Annotated in this window: 19 protein-coding genes; 13 read left to right on the top strand and 6 right to left on the bottom strand. The window is 48.0% G+C overall.

Annotated elements, in window-relative coordinates:
• Positions 1-6: 6 nt before the first annotated feature.
• The 5 genes from hisIE to DX060_RS03110 all read right to left on the bottom strand — a co-directional run bounded on the left by hisIE (position 7) and on the right by DX060_RS03110 (position 6323).
• On the bottom strand, positions 7-783 hold the full coding sequence (hisIE, locus tag DX060_RS03130; protein WP_115011112.1) for a bifunctional phosphoribosyl-AMP cyclohydrolase/phosphoribosyl-ATP diphosphatase HisIE: 777 nt from the start codon (positions 781-783) through the stop codon (positions 7-9).
• A gap of 63 nt (positions 784-846) precedes the next feature.
• Positions 847-1959, bottom strand: a complete 1113-nt coding sequence (locus tag DX060_RS03125; RefSeq protein WP_115011111.1) for a prohibitin family protein — start codon at positions 1957-1959, stop codon at positions 847-849.
• A 9-nt stretch (positions 1960-1968) separates the two neighbouring features.
• Positions 1969-2901 (bottom strand): branched-chain amino acid transaminase, encoded by a 933-nt coding sequence (locus DX060_RS03120; RefSeq protein WP_115011110.1) that lies wholly within the window; start codon positions 2899-2901, stop codon positions 1969-1971.
• Positions 2898-4250: a DEAD/DEAH box helicase gene (locus tag DX060_RS03115; RefSeq protein ID WP_115011109.1), complete on the bottom strand. Its 1353-nt coding sequence runs from the start codon at positions 4248-4250 to the stop codon at positions 2898-2900. Before DX060_RS03115 ends, DX060_RS03120 begins: the two co-directional genes overlap by 4 nt.
• Positions 4251-4340: 90 nt before the next feature.
• On the bottom strand, positions 4341-6323 hold the full coding sequence (locus tag DX060_RS03110; RefSeq protein ID WP_115011108.1) for an amidohydrolase family protein: 1983 nt from the start codon (positions 6321-6323) through the stop codon (positions 4341-4343).
• Positions 6324-6425: 102 nt separating this feature from the next.
• Here DX060_RS03110 and DX060_RS03105 point away from each other — a divergent pair, with 102 nt between their 5' ends.
• Together DX060_RS03105 and DX060_RS03100 are read left to right on the top strand one after the other, a co-directional pair.
• The gene (locus DX060_RS03105) at positions 6426-7289 is read left to right on the top strand and encodes a threonine/serine exporter family protein (protein WP_115011107.1); all 864 of its coding nucleotides are present in this window, start codon (positions 6426-6428) and stop codon (positions 7287-7289) included.
• A complete protein-coding gene (locus DX060_RS03100; RefSeq protein ID WP_115011106.1) occupies positions 7289-7855 on the top strand; it encodes a threonine/serine exporter family protein in 567 nt (188 codons plus the stop codon). Before DX060_RS03105 ends, DX060_RS03100 begins: the two co-directional genes overlap by 1 nt.
• A 253-nt stretch (positions 7856-8108) precedes the next feature.
• Here the strand turns inward: DX060_RS03100 and purH are convergent, their stop codons facing one another.
• A complete protein-coding gene (purH, locus tag DX060_RS03095) occupies positions 8109-9704 on the bottom strand; it encodes a bifunctional phosphoribosylaminoimidazolecarboxamide formyltransferase/IMP cyclohydrolase (RefSeq protein WP_115011105.1) in 1596 nt (531 codons plus the stop codon).
• Positions 9705-9901: 197 nt separating this feature from the next.
• Here purH and DX060_RS03090 point away from each other — a divergent pair, with 197 nt between their 5' ends.
• The 11 genes from DX060_RS03090 to DX060_RS03040 all read left to right on the top strand — a co-directional run bounded on the left by DX060_RS03090 (position 9902) and on the right by DX060_RS03040 (position 25331).
• The gene (locus tag DX060_RS03090; protein WP_115011104.1) at positions 9902-11095 is read left to right on the top strand and encodes a pyridoxal-phosphate-dependent aminotransferase family protein; all 1194 of its coding nucleotides are present in this window, start codon (positions 9902-9904) and stop codon (positions 11093-11095) included.
• The gene (rimO, locus tag DX060_RS03085) at positions 11095-12510 is read left to right on the top strand and encodes a 30S ribosomal protein S12 methylthiotransferase RimO (RefSeq protein ID WP_115011103.1); all 1416 of its coding nucleotides are present in this window, start codon (positions 11095-11097) and stop codon (positions 12508-12510) included. The genes DX060_RS03090 and rimO overlap by 1 nt, the downstream gene beginning before the upstream one ends.
• A 2-nt stretch (positions 12511-12512) precedes the next feature.
• Positions 12513-14309, top strand: a complete 1797-nt coding sequence (locus DX060_RS03080) for a Gfo/Idh/MocA family protein (RefSeq protein ID WP_115011102.1) — start codon at positions 12513-12515, stop codon at positions 14307-14309.
• 60 nt (positions 14310-14369) lie between these two features.
• Positions 14370-15014 carry a phosphatase PAP2 family protein gene (locus DX060_RS03075; RefSeq protein WP_115011101.1) on the top strand — a complete coding sequence of 215 codons (645 nt, stop codon included), beginning with the start codon at positions 14370-14372 and terminating at the stop codon, positions 15012-15014.
• A gap of 1 nt (position 15015) precedes the next feature.
• Positions 15016-18162, top strand: a complete 3147-nt coding sequence (locus tag DX060_RS03070; RefSeq protein WP_115011100.1) for a heavy metal translocating P-type ATPase — start codon at positions 15016-15018, stop codon at positions 18160-18162.
• 74 nt (positions 18163-18236) lie between these two features.
• Positions 18237-19550 carry a hypothetical protein gene (locus DX060_RS03065; RefSeq protein WP_115011099.1) on the top strand — a complete coding sequence of 438 codons (1314 nt, stop codon included), beginning with the start codon at positions 18237-18239 and terminating at the stop codon, positions 19548-19550.
• Entirely contained in the window at positions 19547-20347 is an 801-nt protein-coding gene (gene rfbF, locus DX060_RS03060) for a glucose-1-phosphate cytidylyltransferase (RefSeq protein WP_115011098.1), read from the top strand. Before DX060_RS03065 ends, rfbF begins: the two co-directional genes overlap by 4 nt.
• 5 nt (positions 20348-20352) lie before the next feature.
• Positions 20353-21417 carry a CDP-glucose 4,6-dehydratase gene (gene rfbG, locus DX060_RS03055; RefSeq protein ID WP_115011097.1) on the top strand — a complete coding sequence of 355 codons (1065 nt, stop codon included), beginning with the start codon at positions 20353-20355 and terminating at the stop codon, positions 21415-21417.
• Entirely contained in the window at positions 21414-22601 is a 1188-nt protein-coding gene (locus tag DX060_RS03050) for a pyridoxal phosphate-dependent aminotransferase (protein ID WP_115011096.1), read from the top strand. Before rfbG ends, DX060_RS03050 begins: the two co-directional genes overlap by 4 nt.
• Positions 22585-24366: a thiamine pyrophosphate-binding protein gene (locus DX060_RS03045; protein WP_115011095.1), complete on the top strand. Its 1782-nt coding sequence runs from the start codon at positions 22585-22587 to the stop codon at positions 24364-24366. Before DX060_RS03050 ends, DX060_RS03045 begins: the two co-directional genes overlap by 17 nt.
• The gene (locus DX060_RS03040; protein ID WP_115011094.1) at positions 24366-25331 is read left to right on the top strand and encodes an NAD-dependent epimerase/dehydratase family protein; all 966 of its coding nucleotides are present in this window, start codon (positions 24366-24368) and stop codon (positions 25329-25331) included. The genes DX060_RS03045 and DX060_RS03040 overlap by 1 nt, the downstream gene beginning before the upstream one ends.
• Positions 25332-25369: the final 38 nt, after the last annotated feature.

The raw sequence follows: 25369 nt of genomic DNA, 5'->3' as shown, positions 1-25369 counted from the left end.
TGTGTATTAGGCTTTGCGCTGGGCTTTCTCCTCTAGCCCACTAAGCCCAAAACGCCTTTGCAGCTCGGCTAGCACTTGCTCTGGGTGGATATTGTAGTAGGCTAGCCCCACAAGGATATGGTAGAGTAAATCCGCGCATTCATAGACAATCTGCGCAGAATCTTTATCTTTCAACGCTAGCACGACTTCGCCTGCTTCTTCAATGATCTTTTTGCCAAAGCCATTGACACCTTTTGCATACAAGCTAGCGGTGTAAGAGCTAGATTCTGGTGCGCCCTTGCGCTCTAAAAGCGTGTGATAAAGCGTATCCATAATGTCATAGGCTTGAATGCCATAGACTTGGGAGGGATCATTAGGCGAAGAAGGCGCAAAAGTGGATTCTAGGGGGCTAGATTTTAAAGCGGTTAAAAAGGTGGATTCTGGGGAAGTTTGGGATTCTAAGATTGTGGAGCTAGAATCTAGCGTAGTAAAAAAGCAGCTTTTATGTCCTGTGTGGCACGCCGCCCCCACTTGTGTGATAATAAAAAGCAAGGCATCATTATCACAATCTAGCGCGATGGATTCTACCTTTTGCGTATGTCCGCTGCGCTCGCCCTTTTTCCAAATGCGATTTTTCGAGCGAGAAAAGTAGTGCATATAGCCACTCTCTAGTGTGAGTGTTAGAGCCTGCTTATCCATAAAGGCTAGCATTAGCACTTCTTTGCTGCTAGAGTCCTGCACGATAGCAGGCATTAGCGGAGATTTGCCCCAATCAAGCCTAGCTACTATCTCATCTACTACCATAGATAGATCTACCCCTTTATCCTGCCTTTAAGTCCTTGCCACCCTTGGGCGATTGCCACTGCCCTACTTGCCAGATACTGCGGCGTTTTGCTTAGGATTTTTGCTATCGACCCAAATATTTGGCACAGCCCCACCGGGTAGCAAGAAAATCTGCGTATCTTTGTTTTCTTTCAAGGCTTCATTAAACTTGCCCTGTGTCTCGATCTGGCGCAGCTGGATTAGCTGATTATTTAGGCTTTGTCCTACAAGGCGGTTAGATTCTGCCACCGCCTTTGCTTCAATAAGCTTGGCATCAGCCACACCTTGGGCTTTAATGCGATTTGCCCTAGCCTCGCCCTCTTCTTCTTGCTGGCGTCTTTGGGCTTTTTGGCGTGCGTTTTGCACCTCTTCTATCTGCTCTCTTACCTTAGGTGGTAGCACGATTTCACGCAGCTCCACAGAGACGAGATTAACCGGGCGGTCTTCATACTGCTCGATTTTCTCCTTAATCCCACTGCTGATAAGCTGGGCGATCTCACCGCGCTTGCCGGGCAGCTCTTGGGCAGGGTAGTTTCCAATCACGCTTAATGCCACATCACGGATCGCAGGATAGACGATTTTCTCCTGCCACGAAAGCCCCCATTTCTCAATCGTCTTTGGGGCTTTGGTGCTATCTAGGACATATTTGACCGTTAGCTCCACAAGCACTTGCAAGCCATCTCTATCCATTGTGTCAATGGCGTTGTTGCGAAAGATCCCGCGATTTTTCCCTACCAAAATATCATCAGCCCTTGAGAAATTCACCTCGCGCACCTTTGTATCTTCAATAATCACACTTTGCACAAAGGGGATAAAAAAGTGGATTCCAGCTTCAAGGGGCTTTGGATCATAACGCCCGGTAGTAGCCTTAATCCCTGTCTCCCCAGAATTGACAATCACAAATGGACGCGCCATAAAAAAGAGTATCCCTAGCACCACGATAACGATCACAATCGTAACCATCTTGCTGCTAGCCAAATTTGGCGGGATATTAAAGCCCTGAAAATCACGCGGTGCATTGCCTTCACCCCTATTTCTGCTATCATCTCGCTTGCCGCCTGTGCCACGGCGATTATCGCGCGTGTCTTTATCATCGTTATTATCTCTAGGTGGGGTTTGATTTTTCTTGCGTAAATGCTCGTTTAGATCTATTGGCATAGTGTGTCCTTAATCAATGAAAGTTAGATAGCTAGCATATTTTGGATTCTGGTCTTTTTGCGCATTGACTAGCGCGTGAAATTCTGCTTGCAGAGCTTTGGTGATCTGCCCAGCTCCACCAGAGCCGATTGGATAAAAATCCACCTCTCTAATGGGCGTGATCTCCGCAGCCGTCCCGGTGAAAAATGCCTCATCAGCCACATAAAGCTCATCGCGCGTGATATGCCGCTCTAGCACCTCTAGCCCCAGATCTTTGGCAAGCTCGATAGTCGTAGCCTGTGTGATAGATTCTAGTGTATAGTCGTGCGGTGGGGTGATAAGCTTGCCATCTCGCACGATAAATATACACTCCCCGCTTCCCTCTGCTACAAAGCCCTGCTCATCAAGCAGCAATGCCTCATCACAGCCGCACGCCAAAGCTTCGTATTTTGCCATTTGGGAGTTGAGATAGTTTGCAGCAGCCTTTGCTTTGCCCATAGTGGAGCGGATAGGATTACGCGCAAAGGAGCTGGTTTTGACCTTTATGCCATTATTTATGCCATCTTCGCCAAGATACGCGCCCCACTCCCACGCCGCGATAATTGTCTCCACAGGGGCGTTGATATGCGCCACGCCCATAACGCCATAGCCCAAATACACAAGCGGGCGGATATAAACATTGCCAGAAAAGTCCGCGCGATTTGCTTTAAGCAGCGCGATATGTGCAGCTTCTAGCTCCTCTAGTGTATAAGGGCAATGTAGGCGCAAAATCTTGCACGATCGTAGCAGCCTAGCGCAATGCTCTCTTAGGCGGAAAATCGCCAAGCCCTTAGGTGTCATATATGCCCTTGTGCCTTCAAAGGCAGCGTTGCCATAATGCAGTGTATGGCTTAAGACATGCGTGGTGGCATCTTTCCACGCGATAAGCTCGCCATTTTTCCAAATATAGCTTGATTCTTTCATCGTGATTTCCTTGATTTGTTATGGGATTTAGTCGTGCGATGCACTCGCGCGGGTGATTCCATCATCGGCAAACTTGTGCGCTTATGCTCTAAGTAATGTGTCAAAAGCTTTAAACACAGCTGGGCTGGCTCGGCTTGGCTACTTAGCTGATTATAAGTATCTATGGCTTCTTGTGAAATCTTAGTCGCTAGCAAGTCATCAAGCTTTTTAGCAATATTTACAGGCAGCTCAAATAGCTCTAGCTTGCTGCCGACATCTTCTTGGATTCTTTGCAGCTCTTTATACTCTAGTGGGCTTACAAGCGTGATCGCCACGCCCTTTTTCCCCGCGCGTCCTGTGCGCCCTATGCGGTGGATATAGCTTTCTGGATTGAGCGGGATATGGTAGTTAAATACATGGCTCACATCGCTAATATCAAGCCCGCGACTTGCCACATCAGTAGCGACTAGGATCTGCACGCTTTTATTCTTAAACTCCGTGATCGCCGCGCGTCTTGTGCGCTGGTCTAAATCCCCGTGCAATGCCACAGATGCATAGCCCTGCGCGTTAAGGAAAGTGTTTAGCGTGTCGGCTTCTTTTTTGGTGCGAGTAAAGATGATAGAGCGCGTGGGGGTTTGGGTATCAAGCAAGCGGATAATGGCTTCATTGCGCTCATTATCATTGATGACATAGTAGCGTTGCGTAATATCGGTGTTGGCGACTTCTGTGGGGGTGATTTTGATTTTGGTGGGGTTTAGCAAGATTTTATCCGCAAGCTCTTGGATAGGCTTTGGCATAGTCGCTGAAAACAGCAGCACTTGAATCTCACTTGGCAGATAGCTAAAGATCTCTTCAATATCGTCCAAAAATCCCATATCAAGCATTTCATCGCTCTCATCAAGCACGACAATGCGCGGCGCGAAATTGCGCAGGCGGTTGTTTTTCAAATGATCTAGTAGTCTGCCCGGAGTAGCGATCATCATCTGCGGATTTTTGTCTAAAAAGCTAATTTGGTGCTTGATATTTTGCCCACCATAGACACAAATCGTGCGCGTGCGGCAGAATTTACCAAGCTTGAATGCCTCATCGCTAATTTGCATAGCAAGCTCTCTTGTAGGCGTGATGACAAGGGCTTCTACTTCGCCATTGTTGCGGAGATTGTGCAAGATAGGCAGGACAAAGGCGGCAGTTTTGCCCGTGCCTGTTTGGGCTTGGGCGATGAGATCGCCTCCTTGCAAAATCGCCGGGATCGCTTCTGCTTGGATCGGGCTTGGCACGCTAAATCCCGCTAACTCTATACCTCTTAATACGGAGCGTTTAAGCCCCAAATCACTAAAGTTTTGTTCTTGTGGTTCTTGTGATTGCTGCATTATGGATCTTTGTTATAGTCTCAAAAATGGCGTAATTATACTTTGACAGACTTATAATTTTCTTATGTGATTAGCCCATAAGTTTGGCATTTAGCGCACTTGCTCGCCATTGATAAGCAGCCTACGCACCTTGTCTGCTAGCAGGATAAAATGCACTTCTGGCTGGGTAGAATCCTTGATACCCTTAATCTCAAACACCGCCATATCCGCGCTTTTTCCACTCTCTAGTGTGCCATTCGCAAGTCCTAGGGCTTTGGCATTGCCCCTTGTGGCAGCAAGCAGCAGCAAACGCGCAAGCCTCGGCAGATCATAATCCATACCAAAAAGCCCCGCACGCAATTCATCAAGCATATTGGTATTGGCATTAGAGCTTGCGCCATCACTGCCTATGCCAAGATTCTCCACTAGGCTAGAATCCAGCTTTTTTAGATCAAGCATAGAGCCATTAAGCAGGCGATTAGATCTCGGGCAGGTGATGAGAGAGTGCCCCTGCTGCGCTAAAAAAGTGGATTCTAGGGGGTGCAAGGCGGTGCAATGCACAAAAGATGTGCGCATAGATGAAAAAAGCTCCATAAACTCCTGCGGCGTGTAGTAGGGGGCTGGGCTAGGGATCTTTAACACTTGTGTATAAAAGTCATAAAACCACCCCTTAGGCGCGCTGGCGCGATCTTTGGACTCTAGCCAAACTCGCTCGGCATTAGATTCTAAAAAATGCGCACTAAGCGTGCAAGACATCTCGCAAGGATTATTGATAGGATTATTGATAGTATGGGCAGGGCGCGTGGATTCTAAAGCTTGCTTAGAAAAAGCCTCTTTAGCAAAGGCGATGATATGCTTTGCTAGCACGCTATGCACAGAATAGGGCGCGTGCAGAGCAAGAGCCGGAAAAAAGCTCCTAGAAGAGAGCTTTTTAGCCGCATAGAATCGTGCTTTCACATCTGCTAGCAAGGTATCAAGCGCAGCAGGATTTGCCCCAATGGCTTCGCTAAAATACACCACCTTTAGCGCGCTTTTGGCTAATGCTTGCATATCTGCTCCATAGCTAGAGATCGCCCCCACACTCCCCACACCAGAGTCTAGCTGCTCATCTATGGTGGATTCTATGGCGGTGGGCATATCAGCTAGCACACTATCGCGCTTACTCATCACGCTTGCTAGCCAACCCTCAAAGCTCCCATACGCAAAGCTTGTAGAATTGCTACTAAACTCAAAATGAATGTGGGCGTTGATGAGAGCAGGGAGCAAGACGCAACCGCTAAAAAACTCTGTTTCTAATGTTGGCGTTGGCTTTTCTGCGCTTTTTGTGGATTCTGCGCGGTGGGCTTGCTCATTACCGCTTAGGTAAATCCCTTCGCCCACCGCTCGCCGCGCGCAACCCGCAAAATCATCGCAAAAACCTTCCGCCTGCGGCTCGCTATCAAACACATTTTCAGCCTTTGCGTTCTGCGGCGTGTTTAAACTTTCGGCATTTTCCCTAGAATCCACTTTTTCTAAAGAAACCTGCGAGCTCACGCTCGCACCGCTTCGCTTGTTTTCTAAAAAAACTGCGTTTTCACTAATGGCGTTGTTTTCTGTCATTGCGAGCCACTGCGTAGCAGTGGCGTGGCAATCCATTTTTTCTTTAGAATCCGCTTTTTTACCACACGCCCTAGAATCCGCTTTCGCGCCTTTATGGATCGCCACGACTTCCTTGCGGAAGTCTCGCGATGACAAAAAGGTAGAGTCGGCTTGCTTATGTAGATTTTGCGCGTTCCTAGAATCCACTTTTTTATTAGCGGCGTTTTTTCTGTCATTGCGAGCGGATTGAAAATCCGCGTGGCAATCCATAGCTTCACAACTAGAATCCACTTTTTCTAAAGAAGCTATGCTTTGTATTTTTTCAGCATTGTTTAAAAAAGTGGATTCTAGCTCCAAAATCTTAGAATCGCTTGGGCTTTTTGTGTATTTTGCTACTAGCTCTTCATACCCCCCTACCTCCACAATCCTCTCCCCCTCATACACCACGCCCCCATCACGGATAATGCGAAACTCCCTATCGCAGACAAACACCACACTCGCGCCAATGATTTTCATCGCTATTCCTTACACACTCTAGCTAGATTCTGCTTTATAGCTTATGCAATCTTAATAAAAAATACATTACAATCGCGCCCAAACTCACACGCCGGAGATCCTATGAGCAAGCCCCACACCCCAAAGGACTCTTCCCATCACTCCCCACAGCCCAGCCCACCACAATCCCATCTGCCACAATCCCAAAAATCCCTACAAAAACCCCCGATAGAAGAGATATGCGACTTTCTGTGTGCCTACTCTAGTGCCTTGCTACAAAGCGGAGCCTACACGGCACGCGTGATTAAATGCACCAATAGAATCGGGCAGAGCTTTGGCTATGAAGTGCATTTAAGCGTGTTTTTACAATACATCACAATCAATATCGCTGATAAAAAAAATTACAACAACCGCCGCACACAAGTGATCAAAAATATGCACCTAGGTATGGATCTCTCGCTTATCTCAAACCTTAGCGCACTAAGCTGGCAAATCTATGATGAAAATATCTCCTTGCAAGAAGCAAAGGAGCATTTTTCCTATATCTGCGCGAAAAAATCGCGCTCTTTAGTGCTAGGTGCGCTGCTTATCCCGCTAGGAAATGCGACATTTTGCAAGCTATTTGATGGAGATTTTGGCGCGCTTTTATGTATATTTGTGGGGACTTTTATGGGGTTTTTTATGCGCAATTTCTTTAACAAAATCCGCCTAGACAATCGCGCCCAGCTACTCTTTGCCTCCTTTATCGTCTCATTTGTCGCTTATATTGGCGTGTGGCTAGGACTTAGCAAGACCCCGGGTGTAGCCATTGGCGGCAGTATTTTGTATCTAATCCCGGGTGCGCTGATTTTAAACGCCTTTGTAGATATTATCCACGAAAACACCCTTATGGGTATCAGCCGACTTATCAATATGATGGTGCTTATGATGTGTATCGCAGCAGGCGTGTATCTCACGCTAGCTATCACAAATGCGAGTGTGCTGTGATGCTAGAGCTTTATCCCCATATCCAAGAAGTGCTGTATGCGACCTCGTGGCACGATTCGCTCATTATGGAAATGCTTGTGGATTTTGTCTTTGCCTTTATCGCGGGGCTTGGCTTTGCTTATGGGCTTAATCCACTCAAGCGCACGATTTTTTGGAGTGCGCTTTTTGCTGGGCTTGGCTACAATATCCGCTTTGGGCTTATGCAGCTGCCCATTGTTAGCTTCGTGGGGGCGAGCTTTTGCGCGAGCTTGTGTATAGGGCTTTTGGCGATCGTGGTGGCAAAGCGCGTCAAAGCTCCCATAGAAGTGATCGTCTTCCCCTCTCTTCTGCCGATGTTTCCGGGAAGCTATGGATATAAAAGTATCTTATCGCTACTCACATTTGTGCAGCAGCGCGATGATAAGGCGCGGCTCGATTATTTGCTGCTCTTTTTTGATAATTTTACGATTATGTTCTCTGTCTCTTTGGCTCTTGTAGCAGGCGTGCTTATTGTATTTTCTATCTTTTATGAGCAGAGCTTTATGATGACAAGAGGGCTTAAAAAGCTCTCAATGCGCGACCACTAAGCCCTAGAATCCACTTTTTACAATCGTTTTGTATCATAATGATTCTAAGGGTTGCGGTGGGGCTGTGGTTGTTTTCTAAAGAAACTTCGCTTCGCTTGTTTTACGCGATTTTTTGGGTAGAGCTAGACTAGAGGTCTGCGGTTGCCCAAAAAATCGCGTAATCAATCGCATTGCTCGCCCAAGACTGAATCACTAGCCGCAGAATCCGCGATTCTAGCCCACAAGCTGAATCCCTAGAATCCACTTTGCTGCATTAGTGCAAGAAATGCCTCACACCGGTAAAATAAAGCGCGATCTTATGCTCATCTGCCGCGTTTATCACTTCTTCATCACGCAGGCTACCGCCGGGCTGGATTATGGCTCTAACGCCTGCTTTGGCAGCTAGATCCACACTATCACGGAATGGGAAAAATGCTTCACTTGCCATAGCACACCCTGTGGTGTCAAGCCCCATATCGTGCGCTTTAGCAAGGGCGGCGCGCTGGGCATCGACCCTGCTTGTCATACCCATACCTATGGCAATTAGCGTGCTATCTTTGACATAAGTTATGCAATTAGACTTAGTAAGTGCGGCGATTGTGTAGGCGATATGCAGATCTTGTAGCGTGCTAGGATCTGCTATGGCTTGACTCTTAAGCGTGGCATTTGCTAGCTCATCGCTTGTGATGTGATCACTCTGCTGATAGACAAAGCCTCCGCCAATATGCTTAAAGTCCATAGGATCTAGTGGCAGGGCTAGGGCTGGGGCAAAAGTGGATTCTAGGGATTTTTTGGAGGTGGATTCTAAAGTGGATTCTAGCGCGGCGGAGGCTAGGGCGAAGATTTTCATTCTCTTTTTTGGTGCGAAAATCTCTAGGGCTTCTTGGGTAATATCACTTGCCACTAGCACTTCGATGAATGTCTTGCTCATCTCTTGTGCTAGGGCTTGATCGACTACGCCATTTACTGCTACCACGCCACCATACGCGCTCACACTATCGCACGCTAGGGCTGCTTGGTAGGATTCTAGCAGGCTCTCTTTCATCGCAAAGCCGCAAGGATTGCCGTGCTTGATGATACTTACTGCCTTTTTATCCCCAAAGCTAGAGGCTAAACGCAGCGCGCTATAAATATCGGTAAAGTTATTGAAGCTTGGCTCGCCTTTGAGTATGCGTAAATTGCGGCTATAAAAGCTATCAAACTCATACAACGCGCCTTTTTGGTGGGGGTTCTCACCATAGCGCGTTTGCAGCACCTTTTTCCCGCTGATAAACACCCTCTCCCCAAAGCCATCGCAAAAGCGCGTATTCATATAATTAGCAATGGTTACATCATAGTGGGCGGTGTGGCTAAAGGCTTTTATCATCATTTGCTGCCTAAGCTCTAGGGTATTTTGCCCATTTTTTAGCGCGGTGATAATGCTAGGATAATCGCTAGGGCTTGTGATGACTAGCACAGATTGATACGCCTTCGCCGCGGCTCGCACCATACTAGGACCACCTATATCGATATTTTCTATAATCTCATCAAAATCATTAGTGCGCTGGGTGGTTTCATAAAATGGATAGAGATTGACACACACAAGATCGATGGCGTGTATATTATGCGCCTTTGCTTGCTCCAAATCTTTGGCGTTATCCCTGCGGTGCAAAATACCGCCGTGGATTTTAGGGTGCAGTGTTTTGACCCTGCCATCAAAGAGCTCTGGGCTTTGTGTATAGGAGCTTACCTCTGTGGCTTGTATATTAGCTGCTAGGAGGGCTTGTAGCGTGCCACCTGTGGATAAAATCTCAAAGCCTAGCTGCGTAAGCTCTCTAGCAAATTCTACAATGCCACTTTTATCACTGACACTAAGGAGGGCTTTTTTCATCATAGTAACCTTTCTGTTTGAGTTGGATTCTAGGCTTTGCCTTACTCGCCACGATTGTTAGCACAATCTCGCAAATGCAAGGAAGCAACTAGATCTAGCTTTGTCAAAGCTTTGTTTAAGGCGTATTATATCGCTAAGGGCTTAAATATTTAATGCTATAATGCCCGCTTCACAAATCTAGCGCGATAAGGACTTCTATGCTACTTTTTACCCCCGGACCAACCCCCACGCCAGAATCTATCCGCCACGCGATGGCGACCCCCACGCTTCATCACCGCACCAAGGAGTTTGAAAGCATTTTTGCCAAGGCTAGGCTAGGGCTACAAGCAATGCTTAATATGGAAGAAGTGCTTCTACTAGCAAGCAGCGGCACAGGAGCTATGGAAGCAAGTGTGCTGCAATTTTGCCATAGCAAGCTCCTTAGCATTAGCTGCGGGAAGTTTGGGCAAAGGTGGGGCAAGATCGCGCTAGCAAACAACCTCCCCCACACCGAGCTTGCCACAGAGTGGGACACGCCCATAAGCGTGCAAGAAGTGCTAGAAGCTTTGCAGAGCGATCCTAGCATTGATACTCTAGCCCTGCAAGTGTGTGAGTCTGCTGGGGGGCTGCGGCTGCCTTTGGAGCAAATCGCGCGTGAAGTGAAGACATATAGGCAGGATATTATCATCATCGCTGATGCCATTACGGCTATGGGCGTTGAGCCACTTGATACTACGCATATTGATGTCCTAATCGGCGGAAGTCAAAAGGCATTTATGCTCCCACCGGGTATGAGTATCGTGGGGCTTTCACAAAGAGCATTAGAGGCGTTAGAAAATCGCCCCACACACAGAGGCGGGCTCTACTTTCACTTCCTTACAGAGCGAAAAAACCAGCGCAAAAACACCACCGCTTGGACCGCGCCGACCACACTTATCACCGGGCTTGTGCGGTATTTTGAAATAGTCCAAGCCCTAGCTAGCTCCAATTTAGACTCCGCCCTAGAATCCACTTTTGCACAAGAGCTAGACCCTGCGCTATTGCAGCAGGGCTTTGCCAAAGCATATACCCACACAAAAGCCCTAGCCCTAGCCACGCGTGAAGCCATAGCCGCGCTAGGCTTATCTCTCTATCCCAAATCCCCTGCCCTAGCGATGAGTGCCATAGCCCACGCAAAAGCCGCAGAAATCCGCGCAAGTATGAAAGCCCTAGGCGTGAATGTCGCCGCTGGGCAAGACCATATCAAAGATAGCATTTTCCGTATCAATCATATGGGGCTTATCCATATCTATGAAGCAAGCTATGTGATAAACGCACTAGAGCTAAGCCTAGATACGCTTGGGCTACGCAGCTTTGATGGCGTAGGCAATGCAAGCTTTTTTGCCTCTCTACAAGCGCAAAAAGCCCTATAATGCGCCCCTTACTTCATCTAATCTCGCTTGGCTGCACGAAAAACCTTGTCGATAGCGAGGTTATGCTAGGGCGGCTTGGAGCGTGTGAAATAAGCGATGATATAGCTAGGGCAGATGTGATTATCATCAATACTTGTGGCTTTATCCAAGCAGCAAAGCAAGAGAGTATCCAAACGATCCTAGAAGCGGCAAATGCGCGTAAAAAGGGCGCGCTACTTGTGGTAAGCGGCTGCCTAAGCGAGCGATATGCCACAGAGCTAGAGCAAGAAATCCCAGAGATTGACTTAATCATCGGCGTGCGCGATTACGCTAAAATCGACACGCTTTTAGAGCAAAAGGGCTTTAGCCTTCCGCGCTTTTTTGCTGCTCCTAATACCTTTGCTACAAGCCCTAAGAGTGCGGCGCAAGCTAGCAGGATCGCCTCTAGTAAGGACAAAGTCTTTTTAGCAGATGAAACACATAAGCGAGTCATCGCAAACTCCCGCCTACACGCCTATATCAAGCTCTCTGAAGGCTGCAATCAGCTCTGCTCCTTTTGCGCGATCCCAAGCTTTAAAGGCAAGCTCCAATCCCGCCCTATCGCCTCTATTTTACGCGAGGTGGAGAGCCTAGCCAAGCAGGGCTTTGTGGATTTTAGCTTCATCGCCCAAGATTCTAGCTCCTACTTGCGCGATCAAGGGCAAACAGACGGGCTAATCCAGCTCATAAAAGCCCTAGATACGCAAAATATCGCCCAAAATGCTAGAATCCACTATCTCTACCCCACCACCACAAGCCCCAAGCTCATCGAAGCGATGATTAGCTCGCCCATCGTGCAAAACTACTTTGATATGCCCTTGCAGCATATCGCAGATGATATGCTAAAACGAATGCGCCGCAACCACACAAGCACGCAAGCTAGAGAGCTACTAAGACTTATGAAAGAAGCACCCAATGCCTTTTTGCGCAGCACCTTTATCATAGGGCATCCGGGCGAGAGTGAGGGGGAGTTTGCGCAGTTGCAAGAGTTTTTAGAAGAAGGGGTGTTTGATTGTGTCAATCTCTTTGCGTTTTCTAGTGAAGAAGGCACGCTAGCGCATACGATGAGCGGCATAGTCCCCACGAAGATCACCAATGCTAGGCTAAAGATCTTGCAAAAGCTTTTAGCAAAGCAGGCAAAAGAGCGTGCCAAAGCCCTGCAAGGTGCGACAGTGCAGGCATTTATAGAGTCTAAAAGTGCGGTAAGCGAGTATTTTTACAGCGCGCGAGATCATAGGTGGGGGCTAGAGATTGATGGGGAGATTTTGATAAACGAGCTAGATCCTAGCCTAGAGGCGCAAGTGGATTCTAGTGGGCTTGCGCCCGGGCTATATGAAGTGCAAATCACACAGGCAAAGGACACAATGCTCCTAGGTAGTGCGCTTAGGAAGTTATAGCGATGAAATGCGCGCTTGTGGGGTGTGGATATTGGGGGGAAAAGGTGCTAAGTGCTTTGTGTAAGCCGCAAGAGTCGCGGGATTTAGGCGTGCTAGAGCCTTATGGCAAAGGCGTGCTACACAGCGCGGAGTTTGAGCTTGTAGGTGTGTATGATAGCCATTTAGATAATGCGCAAAAGGCGCGAGAATCTTGCCCGAGCGTGCATATCTATCCTAGCTTTGAAGCCTTGCTAGCAGATAGGCAGATACAAGCGGTGTTTATCATCACGCCCCCGGCTAGCCATTTTGCCCTAGCTAAAGCCGCCCTAGAAGCAAAAAAGCACATCTTTGTCGAAAAGCCCCTAGCTCTAAGCTCTAAAGAGTGCGCCTTGCTCTATGAGCTAGCAGCTAGGCAGGGTGTGGTGGTGCATTGCGATCATATCTTTTTGTATGCGCCAGCGGTGCAGTGGCTAAAGGCGCATATCCACGAGCTAGGCGAGATCTGCTCTATCCACGCACGGCGTGAGAGCTTGGGGCGATTGCAAAAAGAAGTAAGCGTGGTGTGGGATCTTGCCTTGCACGATATAGCGATTTTGGACTATGTGCTAGGGGCGGGCGTGCTAGAGCAGATGAAGCCCTCTGCTAGGGTGGTGGAAGCAGGCGGCTATCGCGCTGTGGCGGACATAGGCTTGGTGGATACGCGCACGACTATTGCGATCCATACCTCTTGGCTCTCGCCTACAAAGGTGCGTGAAATGGTGATCGTGGGGAGGAGTGGGAGAGGGGTGGTGTATGACGAGGTGGCAGATCCTAAACTCGCTATGTTTGCTATGGATTCGGCTTTGTTTGGGGAGGATTCGGCTTTGCGCGATAAAGCAGGGAGTTTGTGGCTCGCTTCGTCGATAGACACCCAAGTCTTATCTCCTTGCTCGCCACTGCACAACCCTGCTTTCTCATCGCAAATCCTAGAATCCACTTTTGAAAGCCCCACCGCAAAGCGAAGCTTCTTTAGAAAACAAGCGACAGCGGTGCAAGGCGGGGGCACGCAAACAGGTTTCTTTAGAGCTCCTAGAATCCTTGAAGAAGAAAAAGGGGCTGGGTGTGAAAAATCCGCCGCAAATCAAAAAGTGGATTCTAGTAATGAAGCTTTTTTATCGTCATTGCGAGCCGACTTGTCGGCGTGGCAATCCACACAAACAAAGACACAAATCCTAGAATCCACTTTTGATAAAAACGCAAAATTACAAAAAAAGGATTCTAGCCCTAACGCCCATTTTTCCGTCATTGCGAGCCGCGATAGCGGCGTGGCAATCCACAAAGGCGCAAAAGTGGACTCTAGCAAGCAGCCGCAGGATTCTAGGATTTTTGACAAAACCGCCCAAAGCGTGTTTGATAGCCACGCCGCAGGCGGCAGGATTGTTGATACAAACGCAGAATTACAAAAAGCGGATTCTAGCAAGCAGCCAAAGGATTCTAGGATTTTGGAGATAGAATCGGGGCTTTTCAAGCGCGTGCAAAGGCGCATACTTGGCGTATGTAACTGCAGCACGCGCGCAGAAATCGCCGATTCTAGCCCAAAACCAGCGGCAGCGGTGCAAGGCGAAGCCGAAGCAGGTTTCTTTAGAAAAGCCGAATCCACCAAGCAAAAGCCAACGCCAGAATCAAGCCAAGCTAAACTCCCCACCACTCCGCCACTTATCTCTTCCATCGCCCATTTTTACGCCCAAATCACACAAGGACAAATATGCCAAGAATTAGCCAGCCACACCTTGCGTGTAGTCCAGATCCTAGAGCAAATCGATGTAGCCACTTTACGCTAAGAGATTGCGCAAGCCCCTTGATATGCGCTACAATGCGCAGAATTTACCTTAAGGATTTCTATGAAGGCATTGTTGTTTATTGTGCTAGTTGTAAGCCTAGCATATAGCGAGGTTGAGCAAAAGAGGCAAGATATTGAAATGCAAAATATTGCTACAAACTCTACGCATTCTAGCAGCTTGCGCAAGTTTGGCGATGTGGCGCAGTTTTTGCCAGCGGCAAGCTTGGTGTATGCGATTTTTTTACGCGATTTTGTGGGGGCTAGGCAGCAGGCTGTGGGCTTTGTAGCAGTGGTGGCTAGCACTTATGCAGTGAAGTATGCCCTGCATTTTCTAGCACCCTCTAGCCCTAGGATACAAGCTCTCTCCAAACGCCCAGATGGTGAGAATTTCGAGGGCTTCCCTAGTGGGCATACGGCTTCAGCCTTTGCAGCGGTAGGGTTTTTGCAGAAGCGGTATGGGCTGCGCTTGGGGCTGCCAGCCTTGGCGATCGCAAGTGTGGTTGGGATCTCTAGGATTGATGCTAAAAGACACACGATAGCCCAAGTGATTTGCGGGGGTATGCTTGGGTTTTTCCTCTCATTCCTCCTAGCTTCTAGGCGCGATGATAAGCGCATAGGCAAGGGCGGGGGCAAAGGCACATATCACGCCCCTAGCACCAAAACAACTCTGTGTGAATGCGCTCTGCTAGCAGTTATGGTGCTCTAGCGTGCAAGACCAAGCCCCCACCGCTCCCACTTCTTGCAAATGCTCGCACTGCCAGCGTAGCTTCCCACTCTCCCAGCTCACACACGCCAAAGACTCTTGTGGCAATGATGTGTATTTCTGCTGCAATGGCTGTGAGAGCGTGTATAAGCTACTGCAAAAAAGTGGCTTTAGTGGATTCTATGAGCGATTGGGCGAGGTGACGCTCACACCTTTAGAGAAAAAAAGCATAGATTTACGCTACCTTGATGAGCCTAGCTTCTTGCAGCAGCACACAAAAAAGCTAGGCACACTCAATGAAGTAAGTCTTGTGATAGAGGGCATTCACTGCGCGGCGTGTGTATGGCTTAATGAGCATATCCTAAGCCTGCAAAAGGGCATTAAAAAGGCGCATATCAACTACACAAACAACAAAGCAAAAATCCTCTTTGATAGCACGCAAATCAGCCTATCTGCTATCTTTAAGCTTATAGAGTCTATCGGCTATAGCGCGCATATCTATGACCCCAAATCCCAAGAAGAGCAGCTAGCAAAAGCACAAAGAAGCTTTTTTATCTCCTTTGTGGTGGGGGTGTTTTGCACGATGAGCATTATGATGGTGGCTATCGCGCAGTATGTGGGGTATTTCTATGGTATGCAGCCTTTGATGAAAGATGTGCTAAATCTCATCGCCTGTTTGCTTGCTGCTCCGGTGCTGTTTTTCACAGGGCGGGTATTTTTCTCCGGGGCGTATTATGGGCTTAAGCTTGGCTATGTCGGTATGGACTTTTTAGTAGCTTTTGGGGCTAGCTTGACATTTATCTACTCGATTTATGCGAGCATTACGCGCAGTGGGGAGAGCTACTTTGAATCAGTGGCGATGATTATTCTCTTTGTCTTTAGTGGGAAGTTTTTAGAAATGCGCGCTAGGAGGGTCGCTGGCGATAGCCTTGATAGCCTGCATACGATCTTGCCAAATATGGCTAAAGTGGAGCGCGATGGGAGCTTGCAAGTCTGCGATGTGAAAGATTTGCGCATAGGGGAGCGGGTGCATATCGCTGTGGGGGAAATGCTGCCGTGCGATGGGGTGGCTTGCAGTGATGTGCTACTAGATATGCGCTCACTCTCTGGGGAGAGCTTGCCTGTGAGTAAAAAGAGCGGGCAAGAGCTGCTATCTGGAAGTATCGTGCTAGAAAAATCGCTTGTCTATGAAGTGCGCAAGCGATATGTGGATTCTACGATGAGTAGGATTATCACGCTCCTAGAAGAGAGCCTAAGCTCCACTCCTAGGGTGCAGGAGCTGGCAAATCGCTTGGCGAAGTATTTCTCCCGCTTTGTGCTGCTTATCGCGCTGGGTGGGTTTGTGTATTGGTGGGTGGATTCTGGGGTGGATCAGGCGTTGATCATCACAATTTCTGTGATTGTGATCGCCTGCCCTTGCGCACTTGCGCTTGCTACACCCATTGCTAGTGTGGTGGGGATCTCGCGTGCGTATAAGGCGGGGCTGGTGTTTAAAGAAGCGCGATTTTTAGAAGTGCTAGCACAAGCAAAGGCGGTGGTCTTTGACAAGACAGGCACGCTCACAAAGGGCAGCCCAAAGGTGCAGTATATGGAGCGATTTGGGGAGTTTGATGAGAGCGTGCTAGCGCATTTTGTGCGGTGCTCTTCTCACCCTATTTCTGCGGCAGTGGCAGAGTGCTTCCGCCCAAGTGGAGCGGTGGAGCTAGGCGCGGTGGTGCAGGTGGATTCTAGGGGGATAAGGGCGAAATGGGGGGAGGTGGAGGTGGTAGGCGGGAGTGTAGAGTTTTTGCTAGAAAATGGCGTTATGGATTCGGCTTTACTAAAGAAACATCGGCTATCGCCGACCGCTTCGCTTGTTTTGGGTAGGCATTCCGCAGATTTTGGGGGGGATTCGGCTTTGCGCGATAAAGCAGGGAGTTTGTGGCTCGCAGCGTCGATAGACGCTCCAGTCTTATCTCCTTGCTCGCCACTACACAACCCTGCTTTCTCATCGCAAATCCTAGAATCCCAAGGCAGCTTTACAAAACAAGCTGAAATCAAAACTACCGCCCTAAAATCCACTTTTGAAAGCCCCACCGCAAAGCGAAGCTTCTTTAGAAAACAAGCGACAGCGGTGCAAGGCGAAGCCGCAGCAGGTTTCTTTAGAGCTCCTAGAATCCTAGAGAAAGAGAATCAGGGCGAGTGTGAAAAATCCACCCCCTCGTCATTGCGAGCCGACTTGTCGGCGCGGCAATCCACACAAACAAAGACACAAAACCTAGAATCCACTTTTGATAAAAACGCACAAAACATACAAACATTACAAAAAGCGGATTCTAGGGAAAATGCCAAAAATGTAAGCAAGCAGCCAAAGGATTCTAGGATTTGCGATGAGAAACCTTTGCTTTGCAAGCCGCGCAAGGAGATAAGACTCGAGCGTCTATCGACGAAGCGCGGCGCAGCAATCAAAGGTTTATCGCGCAAAGCCGAATCCCAAAAGCCAATGCCTTTAGACTCTATGAGCATCTTCGCCTACGCTACAAACAAAGCCCTTAAGCTCATTTGCTACATAAGCGATGAGGCAAAAGATGGGGCGAAAGAGCTTGTAGCATACCTACAAAGCAGTGGCAAGCAAGTCGTGCTGCTTAGTGGCGATAGGGCGGGCGCGGTGGAGGCTGTGGCAAGCTCGCTTGGGATTAGGGAGTTTCATAGCGGACTGCTCCCAGACCAAAAGGCGCAGTATATACAGGATCTGCAAGAAGCCTTAAGCACGCCTAGGGGCAAGGGACTCTGGCGCAAAGATCCTAGCGTGGTGATGATAGGCGATGGGCTTAATGACATTGTAGCCCTAAAGACTGCCGATGTGGGGGTCTCTATGGGGGCTGGGAGTGATATAGCTATCGCCCAAAGTGATGTGATCGTGCTAGATGATAGTCTAGTGAGCTTGCAAGCAGGCTTTGTAATCGCTAGGGAGACTTATACTAGGATTTATCAAAATCTCGCCATAAGCCTAGCCTACAATGCCCTATTGATCCCGCTAGCTTTATGCGGCTTTGTGATCCCGCTTGTCGCAGCCCTTAGTATGAGTCTGTCCTCTTTGCTTGTCGTGGGCAACTCCCTGCGCAAGAGTAGCAGTAAGGGTGGCGACTTCATAGACACGCACAAGCCTTAAAACATATTTTAAACATATTGTGCTAGAATCCACGCTTATTACTTTTAGGTCTAAGGTGTGTGAAGGTGTGTTTGGTGGATGTTGGTATAAAAAACTCTGTTAGAAACGGGGGGGGGGGGGGAACACTTGAACGCGTAGGCTTTCCGGCTAAAAATGGCGATTGCGGCGCGCGTGCTGCGGTTACATACGCCAAGTATGCGCCCTTGCACGCGCTTGCAAAGCCCCATTTTTATCACCCAAATCCAACCGCGAGCAACTTTGCGCTAAAAAGCTCACAAAACCACGATTCTATCTCCACAATCCTAGAATCCTTTGCAGGCTCGCTTACATTTTTGGCGTTTCCAAAAGCGGATTCTAGTCCTAAAATCTTAGAATCCTATATCGCATTAGAATCTAAAGACCTGTCATTGCGAGCTTTGGCGCAAGACAAAGCGCGGCAATCCATATCCGCGCAAGCGGATTCTAAGAAAGCACAAAATAGAGAAACTCTAGAATCCTATATCGATAGTCAAAATCACAAAACAAGGCGCAGGCGCAGTTTCTTTAGTAAATCTACCTCGAGCGACTCTACACTAGAATCCACTTTTTCACAAAGCCACGATTCTAAGAGCCACGCTCATTCTCTGTCATCGCGAGACTTGCGACAGCAAGTCGTGGCGATCCACAAATCCGCAAAAGCGGATTCTAGTAACGCCGCTAATTTTACTACCGCAAAAAAAGTGGATTCTAGTAAAGACTATTCTGCTAGCGCAGAATGTATGGATTGCCACGCAATCGCTACCGCGCTTGCTCGCAATGACAAGAAAAACGCCGCTAGCAAAAAAGTGGATTCTAGGAGTGAAGCACAAAATCTAAAAACGCCTGCAAAGGATTCTGGGATTTTTGACAAAACCGCTCAAAGCGTGTTTGATAGCCACACCACAGGCGGCAGGATTTTTCTAAAGAAACATCGGCGCAACCTAAGCGGTGTCCCTTGTTTTGATACAAACGCAGAATTACAAAAAGTGGATTCTAGCCCTAATGCCCATTTTTCCGTCATTGCGAGCCGCGATAGCGGCGTGGCAATCCACAAAGGCGCAAAAGTGGATTCTAGCAAGCAAGCCACAAATGTAAGCAAGCAGCCAAAGGATTCTAAGAGTGAGGCACAAAATCTAAAAACGCCTGCAAAGGATTCTAGGATTTTGGAGATAGAATCGGGGCTTTTCAAGCGCGTGCAAAGGCGCATACTTGGCGTATGTAACTGCAGCACGCGCGCAGAAATCGCCGATTCTAGCCCAAAACCAGCGGCAGCGGTGCAAGGCGAAGCCGAAGCAGGTTTCTTTAGAAAAGCCGAATCCACCAAGCAAAAGCCAACGCCCAAACCCAAACCCCAAAGGCTCCCCCTATGAAAGTCCTTATCCTAGCCGGCGGTCTTGGCACACGCCTAGCCGAAGAGACAGGGCTTAAGCCAAAGCCTATGGTAGAGATCGGCGGGCGACCGATTTTGTGGCATATTATGAAGATTTATGCGCACTATGGCTTTAGCGATTTTATTATCCTTACAGGCTATAAGGGGCATATCATCAAGGAGTATTTCCTAAACTACTACACACATTACAGCGACATTACCATAGACCTAGCGGACAACTCCTTGCAGATCCACGCCAATCGCCACGAGCCTTGGCGTGTAACGCTCCTCTACACCGGGCAAGACTCACAAACCGGCGGCAGGATCTTGCACGCCAAGCCCTATATCAATGATGAAAGCTTTATGCTCACTTATGGCGATGGCTTGAGCGATATAAACCTCCACGCCCTTTTAGACTTCCACAGATCGCACAAGGGTGCTATGAGTATGACTTCTGTGCTGCCAGAGGGGCGATTTGGCGCGCTAGAGATAGAGCCTAGCACCAATGCGGTAAAGACTTTCGTAGAAAAGCCCAGAGGCGATGCTAGCGCGCAGCAAAGCGGCTGGATCAATGGGGGGTTTTTCATCTGTGAGGCTAGGGTGCTTGAGTATATAGAGCGTGCAGGGCTTGGGGATATGACGATTTTGGAGCAAGAGCCTTTGAAAAATCTAGCCAAAGATGGGCAGCTCTATACCTACCAGCATAGCGGCTTTTGGAAGTGTATGGACACTTTGAAAGACAAAAATGACCTGACACAAATGTGGCTTAGTGGCAGCGCACCTTGGGCGGTATGGTGATCGCAATGTTTGATGAAGCTTACCGCGGTAAAAGGGTTTTGATAACGGGGCATACCGGCTTCAAAGGCTCGTGGCTAGCTCTATGGCTCTCACGCTTAGGAGCTAGGCTCTATGGCTACTCCCTGCCCCCGCAAGAGCCTAGCCACTACGCCCTAAGCGGTGCGCAAAAGCTCTTTGCCAAAGAGTGGCTAGCAGACATCAGCGACTACGCCGCGCTAGAGTCCGCCCTGCAAGAAGCCAAGCCTAAAGTGGTGCTCCACCTAGCAGCCCAGCCGCTTGTAAGGCAGAGCTACAAAGACCCGCTTGAGACTTTCCACACAAACGCCCTAGGCGTGGCAAATCTCCTAAACGCCTGCCGCAAGCTAGAATCCTTGCGTGCAGTAGTGATCGTAACCACCGATAAAGTCTATGACAACAAAGAGTGGCTCTATGGATACAGAGAGTGCGACTCACTTGGCGGCTATGATCCTTACAGCGCGTCTAAGGCGTGCGCGGAGATCATCACAGACTCTATGCGGCGGAGCTTTTTTAGCCTTGATGACTATGGCAAGAAGCATAGCGTGCTAATCGCCACGGCAAGGGCTGGCAATGTGATAGGCGGAGGGGACTTCAGCTGCGATAGGCTGCTGCCAGATCTCGTGCGAGCAGCGATAAGCCGCGAGCCTGCTAGCATTAGGTATCCTAGCTCCACGCGCCCGTGGCAGTTTGTGTGCGAGAGCTTGCAGGGCTACTTGCTGCTAGCACAGGCTCTGCTAGCAGGGCGAGTAGAATGCGCTAGTAGCTTCAACTTTGGACCTAGTGGGGGGCAGATCTTGCGCGTGAGTCAAGTGCTAGAGCTAGCGCAGCAGGAGTGGGAGCAGATCGCCTACACGATCGAGCTAGACTCTAGCTTGCACGAGAGTGGGCTGCTAGCACTAGACTCTAGCAAGGCTAGCAGCCTGCTAGGGTTTAGCCCGCTATGGAATGCCACAGAAGCGATACAAAAGAGCGTAGCGTGGTATAGGGCGTGGAGTGAGACAAGCACGATCCTAAGCCAAGAGCAGCTTGGGGAGTATATGGAGCAGTTATGACTACTTTATCGACAATCGCTTCACAAATTGATGGGCAGCCTATGTTTAAAATCCTAGATGAAGCCTTAAGGCTGGAGCGAGAGGGAAAAGAGATTTTACACTTTGAGCTAGGAGAGCCAGATTTTGATACGCCAAGAAATATAGTGGATTCTGCTATCAAAAGCTTGCGAGATGGGGAGACGCATTACACAAGCTCAATGGGGCTTTATGATTTTAGGCTAGCAGCCCAGCAGGCTACGAGCTTTAGCAGGCATTTTACCCCAGATATTGAGCAGATTTTAGTAACACCGGGTGCAAATTCTATCATCTATCTTGCTATTAAATGCCTTGTCAATCCAGAAGAAGAAGTGATTATCCCAAATCCCGGATTCCCCACTTACTATACGGCGATCAAAGCGTGTGGGGCAGTAGCCGTGCCTGTGGAGCTTAAAGAAGAAAATGGCTTTAGACTTCAGCCAAAAGATTTGCAAAAGTGCATTACGCCTAAGACAAAGCTAATTATCTTAAATACTCCAAGCAATCCAACAGGCTCTGTGATGTTTCCCCACGAGATTGAAGAGGTTGCACATATTGCAAAGAAGCACAATATATTTTTACTAAGCGATGAGATTTATTCTCGCTTGATTTTTGATGAAAATAAGCCATTTTTCAGCCCATCTTTTTTGGATCATTGTAAGGATAGGACAATTATTTTAAATGGTTTTAGCAAGGGTTTTGCGATGACAGGTTGGCGACTTGGCGTTGCCATAGGACCAGCACAAGTGATAGAAAAAATGGGGCTTTTACTCTCTACGATTATTTCTTGTGTCCCACCTTTTATACAAAGAGCAGGGATAGACGCGATTAAAGGCGATCAGCAAGAAATACAATCTATGAAAAACGAATATGCTATGCGTAAAAAAGTCTTAGTAGATGGGCTAAACTCTTTACCCGGTGTGAGTTGTATAGAGCCAGATGGGGCGATTTATGCTTTTCCAAACATTACTAAAACAGGTATGAGTAGTGATGAGTTTGCTAATTTTGCTTTACATAAAGCAGGTGTGGCACTACTTGCTGGGACAAGCTTCGGGAGTGCTGGTGAAGGATTTGTGCGTATGTGCTATGTCAATAATACCCACAATATCAATAAAGCCATCGCAAATATCAAGCAGGCATTAGGAGAGTATTATGAAAAGCGTAGCTGATTATGTAGCGGACTTTATCGCCAAAAAACTTGGGGTAAAACAAGTGTTTATGGTAACAGGTGGTGGGGCTATGTTTTTAAATGATAGTATAGGCAGGCATAAAGATATAGAATCTATTTTTACGCACCACGAGCAAGCTGCTGCTATGGCTGCACTTGGCTTTGCAAAATACACAAACACCATTGGCGTGGTTTGTGTTACAACAGGTTGCGGTGGGACCAATGCCCTAACAGGCGTGCTAGATGCCTACCAAGACAACACGCCGCTTTTTATCATCTCTGGGCAGGTTAAAACAAAGGAAGCTTCCTGCCTATCTCCTGCACCCATTAGGCAGTTTGGCGTGCAAGAAGCAGATATTGTCTCCATTGTAAAGCCAATCACAAAATACGCCCTAACAATCACAGACCCCAAGCAAATCGCCTATCATTTAGAAGAAGCATATTTTGTAAGCAAAAGTGGCAGACCCGGACCTGTATGGATAGATATTCCTATGGATATACAATCAGCCATTATTGATGAGAGTAGCTTGAAGCATTTTGATCGTATTGATGAAAAATATGCGCTGTGTATTGATAAGATTTTAGAGCAATTAGCTCACGCAAAACGCCCTATCATTATCGCTGGAAATGGTATTAGGCTATCAAATAGTGTCGCAGAATTTAAGGAGTTTGTGCAAAGGTTTAATGTCCCTGTGGTTACATCATTTTTGGGGATTGATTTACTGCCACACGATGAGCCACACTTCATAGGGCGCATAGGTATCAAAGGTGATAGAGCTGGGAATTTTGCCTTGCAGAATGCTGATTTTGTCTTAGTGCTTGGGTGTAGGCTTAGTGTCGCTGCGACAGGGTTTGAGTATAAAAGCTTTGCTAGAGAAGCAAAGGTGGTGGTAATCGATATAGATTCTAATGAACACAAGAAAAATACCATAGCAATCGATGAATTTATGCAAATGGATTTGCGCGATTTTTTTCGCCAATGCAAAGAAATAGTAACGCAGCCTAACAACCTTGCAAAGTGGCTAGAGCTATGTAATAAGTGGAAGAAAAAATGGACACCATTTTTGCCACGATATAGCAATGAACCTTTTATCAACAAATACACTTTCATTGAGTATTTATGTAAAAAGCTGCGCAAAGATTCTGTGATAGTTAGCGATGCTGGCTCGGCGTATTATGTAGCTTCGCAAGCACTTTTTTTAACACGAGATAATCGCTATATCACTTCTGGAGCGCAAGCAGATATGGGCTTTAGCTTGCCTGCTTGTATAGGGGTGTGCTTTGGTAAGCAGCGGCAAGAAGTCATTGGTATCACAGGTGATGGGTCGCTGCAAATGAATATCCAAGAGCTTCAAACAATGGTGCATTATCAGCTACCGATTAAGCTTTTTGTATGGAACAACAACGGCTATTTATCCATACGAGCTACACAGGATAAGTTTTTTGCTGGGGTGCATATAGGGACTGATGTGGATTCTGGCATATCTTTTCCAATCTTAGAGAAAATTGCTTATGCGTATGGCATAGAGTTTTTTAAAGTAGATAGCGTGCAGAGTCTAAGCCAAACGCTAGATAAAGTATTTGCTATCGATAAACCGGTGATTTGTGAGATTATATGCCCACAAAACCAAGAGATAATCCCCAATGTCTCATCGCTTAAACTAGATGATGGCACGATGATTTCAAAGCCTCTTGAAGATATGTATCCTTACTTGGATAGGGAAGAGTTTTACCAAGAGATGATTATTAAGCCTTTGGAGAAGTAATGCACCTACTCATCACCGGGGGAGCAGGATTTATCGGCAGGGCATTGCAAGAGTTCTTGCAAGCTAGATATAGCTACAAGCTCTATGCGCCTAGCTCTAGTGAGCTAGATTTACGCGACTGCCACGCGGTAAGCTCCTACATAAAAGCGCATAAAATCACCCACATTATCCACCTAGCCAATCGCGGCGGCGGGCGCGATACTATGGGCTTGCACGACATCGCGGAATACAATCTTAGAATGTTTTTTGCCATTATGAGTCAAGCCAATAAAGTGGAGAAAATCCTACACTTTGGCTCTGGGGCGGAGTATAGCAAGCACAAGCCTATCGTATCTGTCAAAGAGCCTAGCTACCTAGAGAGCCTGCCGCTTGACTCCTATGGATTCTACAAGGGCGTATGCTCACGCTTCATAGAATCCACGCGCGGCAATGTCGTCTGCCTGCGCATCTTTGGCTGCTATGGCGCGGGGGAAAACTACCGCTACAAGTTCATCTCAAATGCCATTGTCAAAAACCTCTTGCACCTGCCTATCACCATCTACAAAGACTGCGTGTTTGACTACATCTACATCGATGATTTATGCGCTATCATCGAGCACTTCTTGCACGCTAGCATTTCTAGCCTAGATCATAGAGTCTATAACGCCAGCAGTGGCAGCGGCGTGCTCCTAAGCGAGCTAGCCAAGATGATCAACGCCACCTCTAGCTTCCAATCCCCAATCCACTTCATAGAATCTGGGCTCAACAACCAATACACCAGCGACAACTCTAGGCTTTTATCAGCGATGCCTAGCCTAAAGCTCACCCCCCATAGCCGCGCCATAGAATCTATGCGCGAGTATTTTGCCAGCAATCTTGCTAGCCTAGATGTAGAGTCTATCAAGGCGGATCCGTATTTGAGCAAGATTGGGGAGATGTGGGCGGCGGGTAACAACGGGGGGGGGGGGGAACACTTAGACGCGTAGGCTTTGGGGCTAAAAATGGCGATTGCGGCGCGCGTGCT

Origin of the sequence: Helicobacter canis, from assembly GCF_900451095.1 — a bacterium.
Lineage (GTDB): Bacteria > Campylobacterota > Campylobacteria > Campylobacterales > Helicobacteraceae > Helicobacter_B > Helicobacter_B zhangjianzhongii.
Note: the sequence above shows the minus strand (reverse complement) of the source record. Positions and strands in the feature narration are given on the sequence as shown.

Coding starts and splice junctions, on each gene's coding strand:
- purH (WP_115011105.1), bottom strand. CDS start 9,704: ATGAAAAAAGCCCTCCTTAGTGTCAGTGATAAAAGTGGCATTGTAGAA.
- DX060_RS03080 (WP_115011102.1), top strand. CDS start 12,513: ATGAAATGCGCGCTTGTGGGGTGTGGATATTGGGGGGAAAAGGTGCTA.
- DX060_RS03115 (WP_115011109.1), bottom strand. CDS start 4,250: ATGCAGCAATCACAAGAACCACAAGAACAAAACTTTAGTGATTTGGGG.
- DX060_RS03040 (WP_115011094.1), top strand. CDS start 24,366: ATGCACCTACTCATCACCGGGGGAGCAGGATTTATCGGCAGGGCATTG.
- DX060_RS03050 (WP_115011096.1), top strand. CDS start 21,414: ATGACTACTTTATCGACAATCGCTTCACAAATTGATGGGCAGCCTATG.
- DX060_RS03090 (WP_115011104.1), top strand. CDS start 9,902: ATGCTACTTTTTACCCCCGGACCAACCCCCACGCCAGAATCTATCCGC.
- DX060_RS03045 (WP_115011095.1), top strand. CDS start 22,585: ATGAAAAGCGTAGCTGATTATGTAGCGGACTTTATCGCCAAAAAACTT.
- DX060_RS03125 (WP_115011111.1), bottom strand. CDS start 1,959: ATGCCAATAGATCTAAACGAGCATTTACGCAAGAAAAATCAAACCCCA.
- DX060_RS03075 (WP_115011101.1), top strand. CDS start 14,370: ATGAAGGCATTGTTGTTTATTGTGCTAGTTGTAAGCCTAGCATATAGC.
- DX060_RS03100 (WP_115011106.1), top strand. CDS start 7,289: ATGCTAGAGCTTTATCCCCATATCCAAGAAGTGCTGTATGCGACCTCG.
- rfbF (WP_115011098.1), top strand. CDS start 19,547: ATGAAAGTCCTTATCCTAGCCGGCGGTCTTGGCACACGCCTAGCCGAA.
- DX060_RS03105 (WP_115011107.1), top strand. CDS start 6,426: ATGAGCAAGCCCCACACCCCAAAGGACTCTTCCCATCACTCCCCACAG.
- DX060_RS03110 (WP_115011108.1), bottom strand. CDS start 6,323: ATGAAAATCATTGGCGCGAGTGTGGTGTTTGTCTGCGATAGGGAGTTT.
- rimO (WP_115011103.1), top strand. CDS start 11,095: ATGCGCCCCTTACTTCATCTAATCTCGCTTGGCTGCACGAAAAACCTT.
- hisIE (WP_115011112.1), bottom strand. CDS start 783: ATGGTAGTAGATGAGATAGTAGCTAGGCTTGATTGGGGCAAATCTCCG.
- DX060_RS03120 (WP_115011110.1), bottom strand. CDS start 2,901: ATGAAAGAATCAAGCTATATTTGGAAAAATGGCGAGCTTATCGCGTGG.
- rfbG (WP_115011097.1), top strand. CDS start 20,353: ATGTTTGATGAAGCTTACCGCGGTAAAAGGGTTTTGATAACGGGGCAT.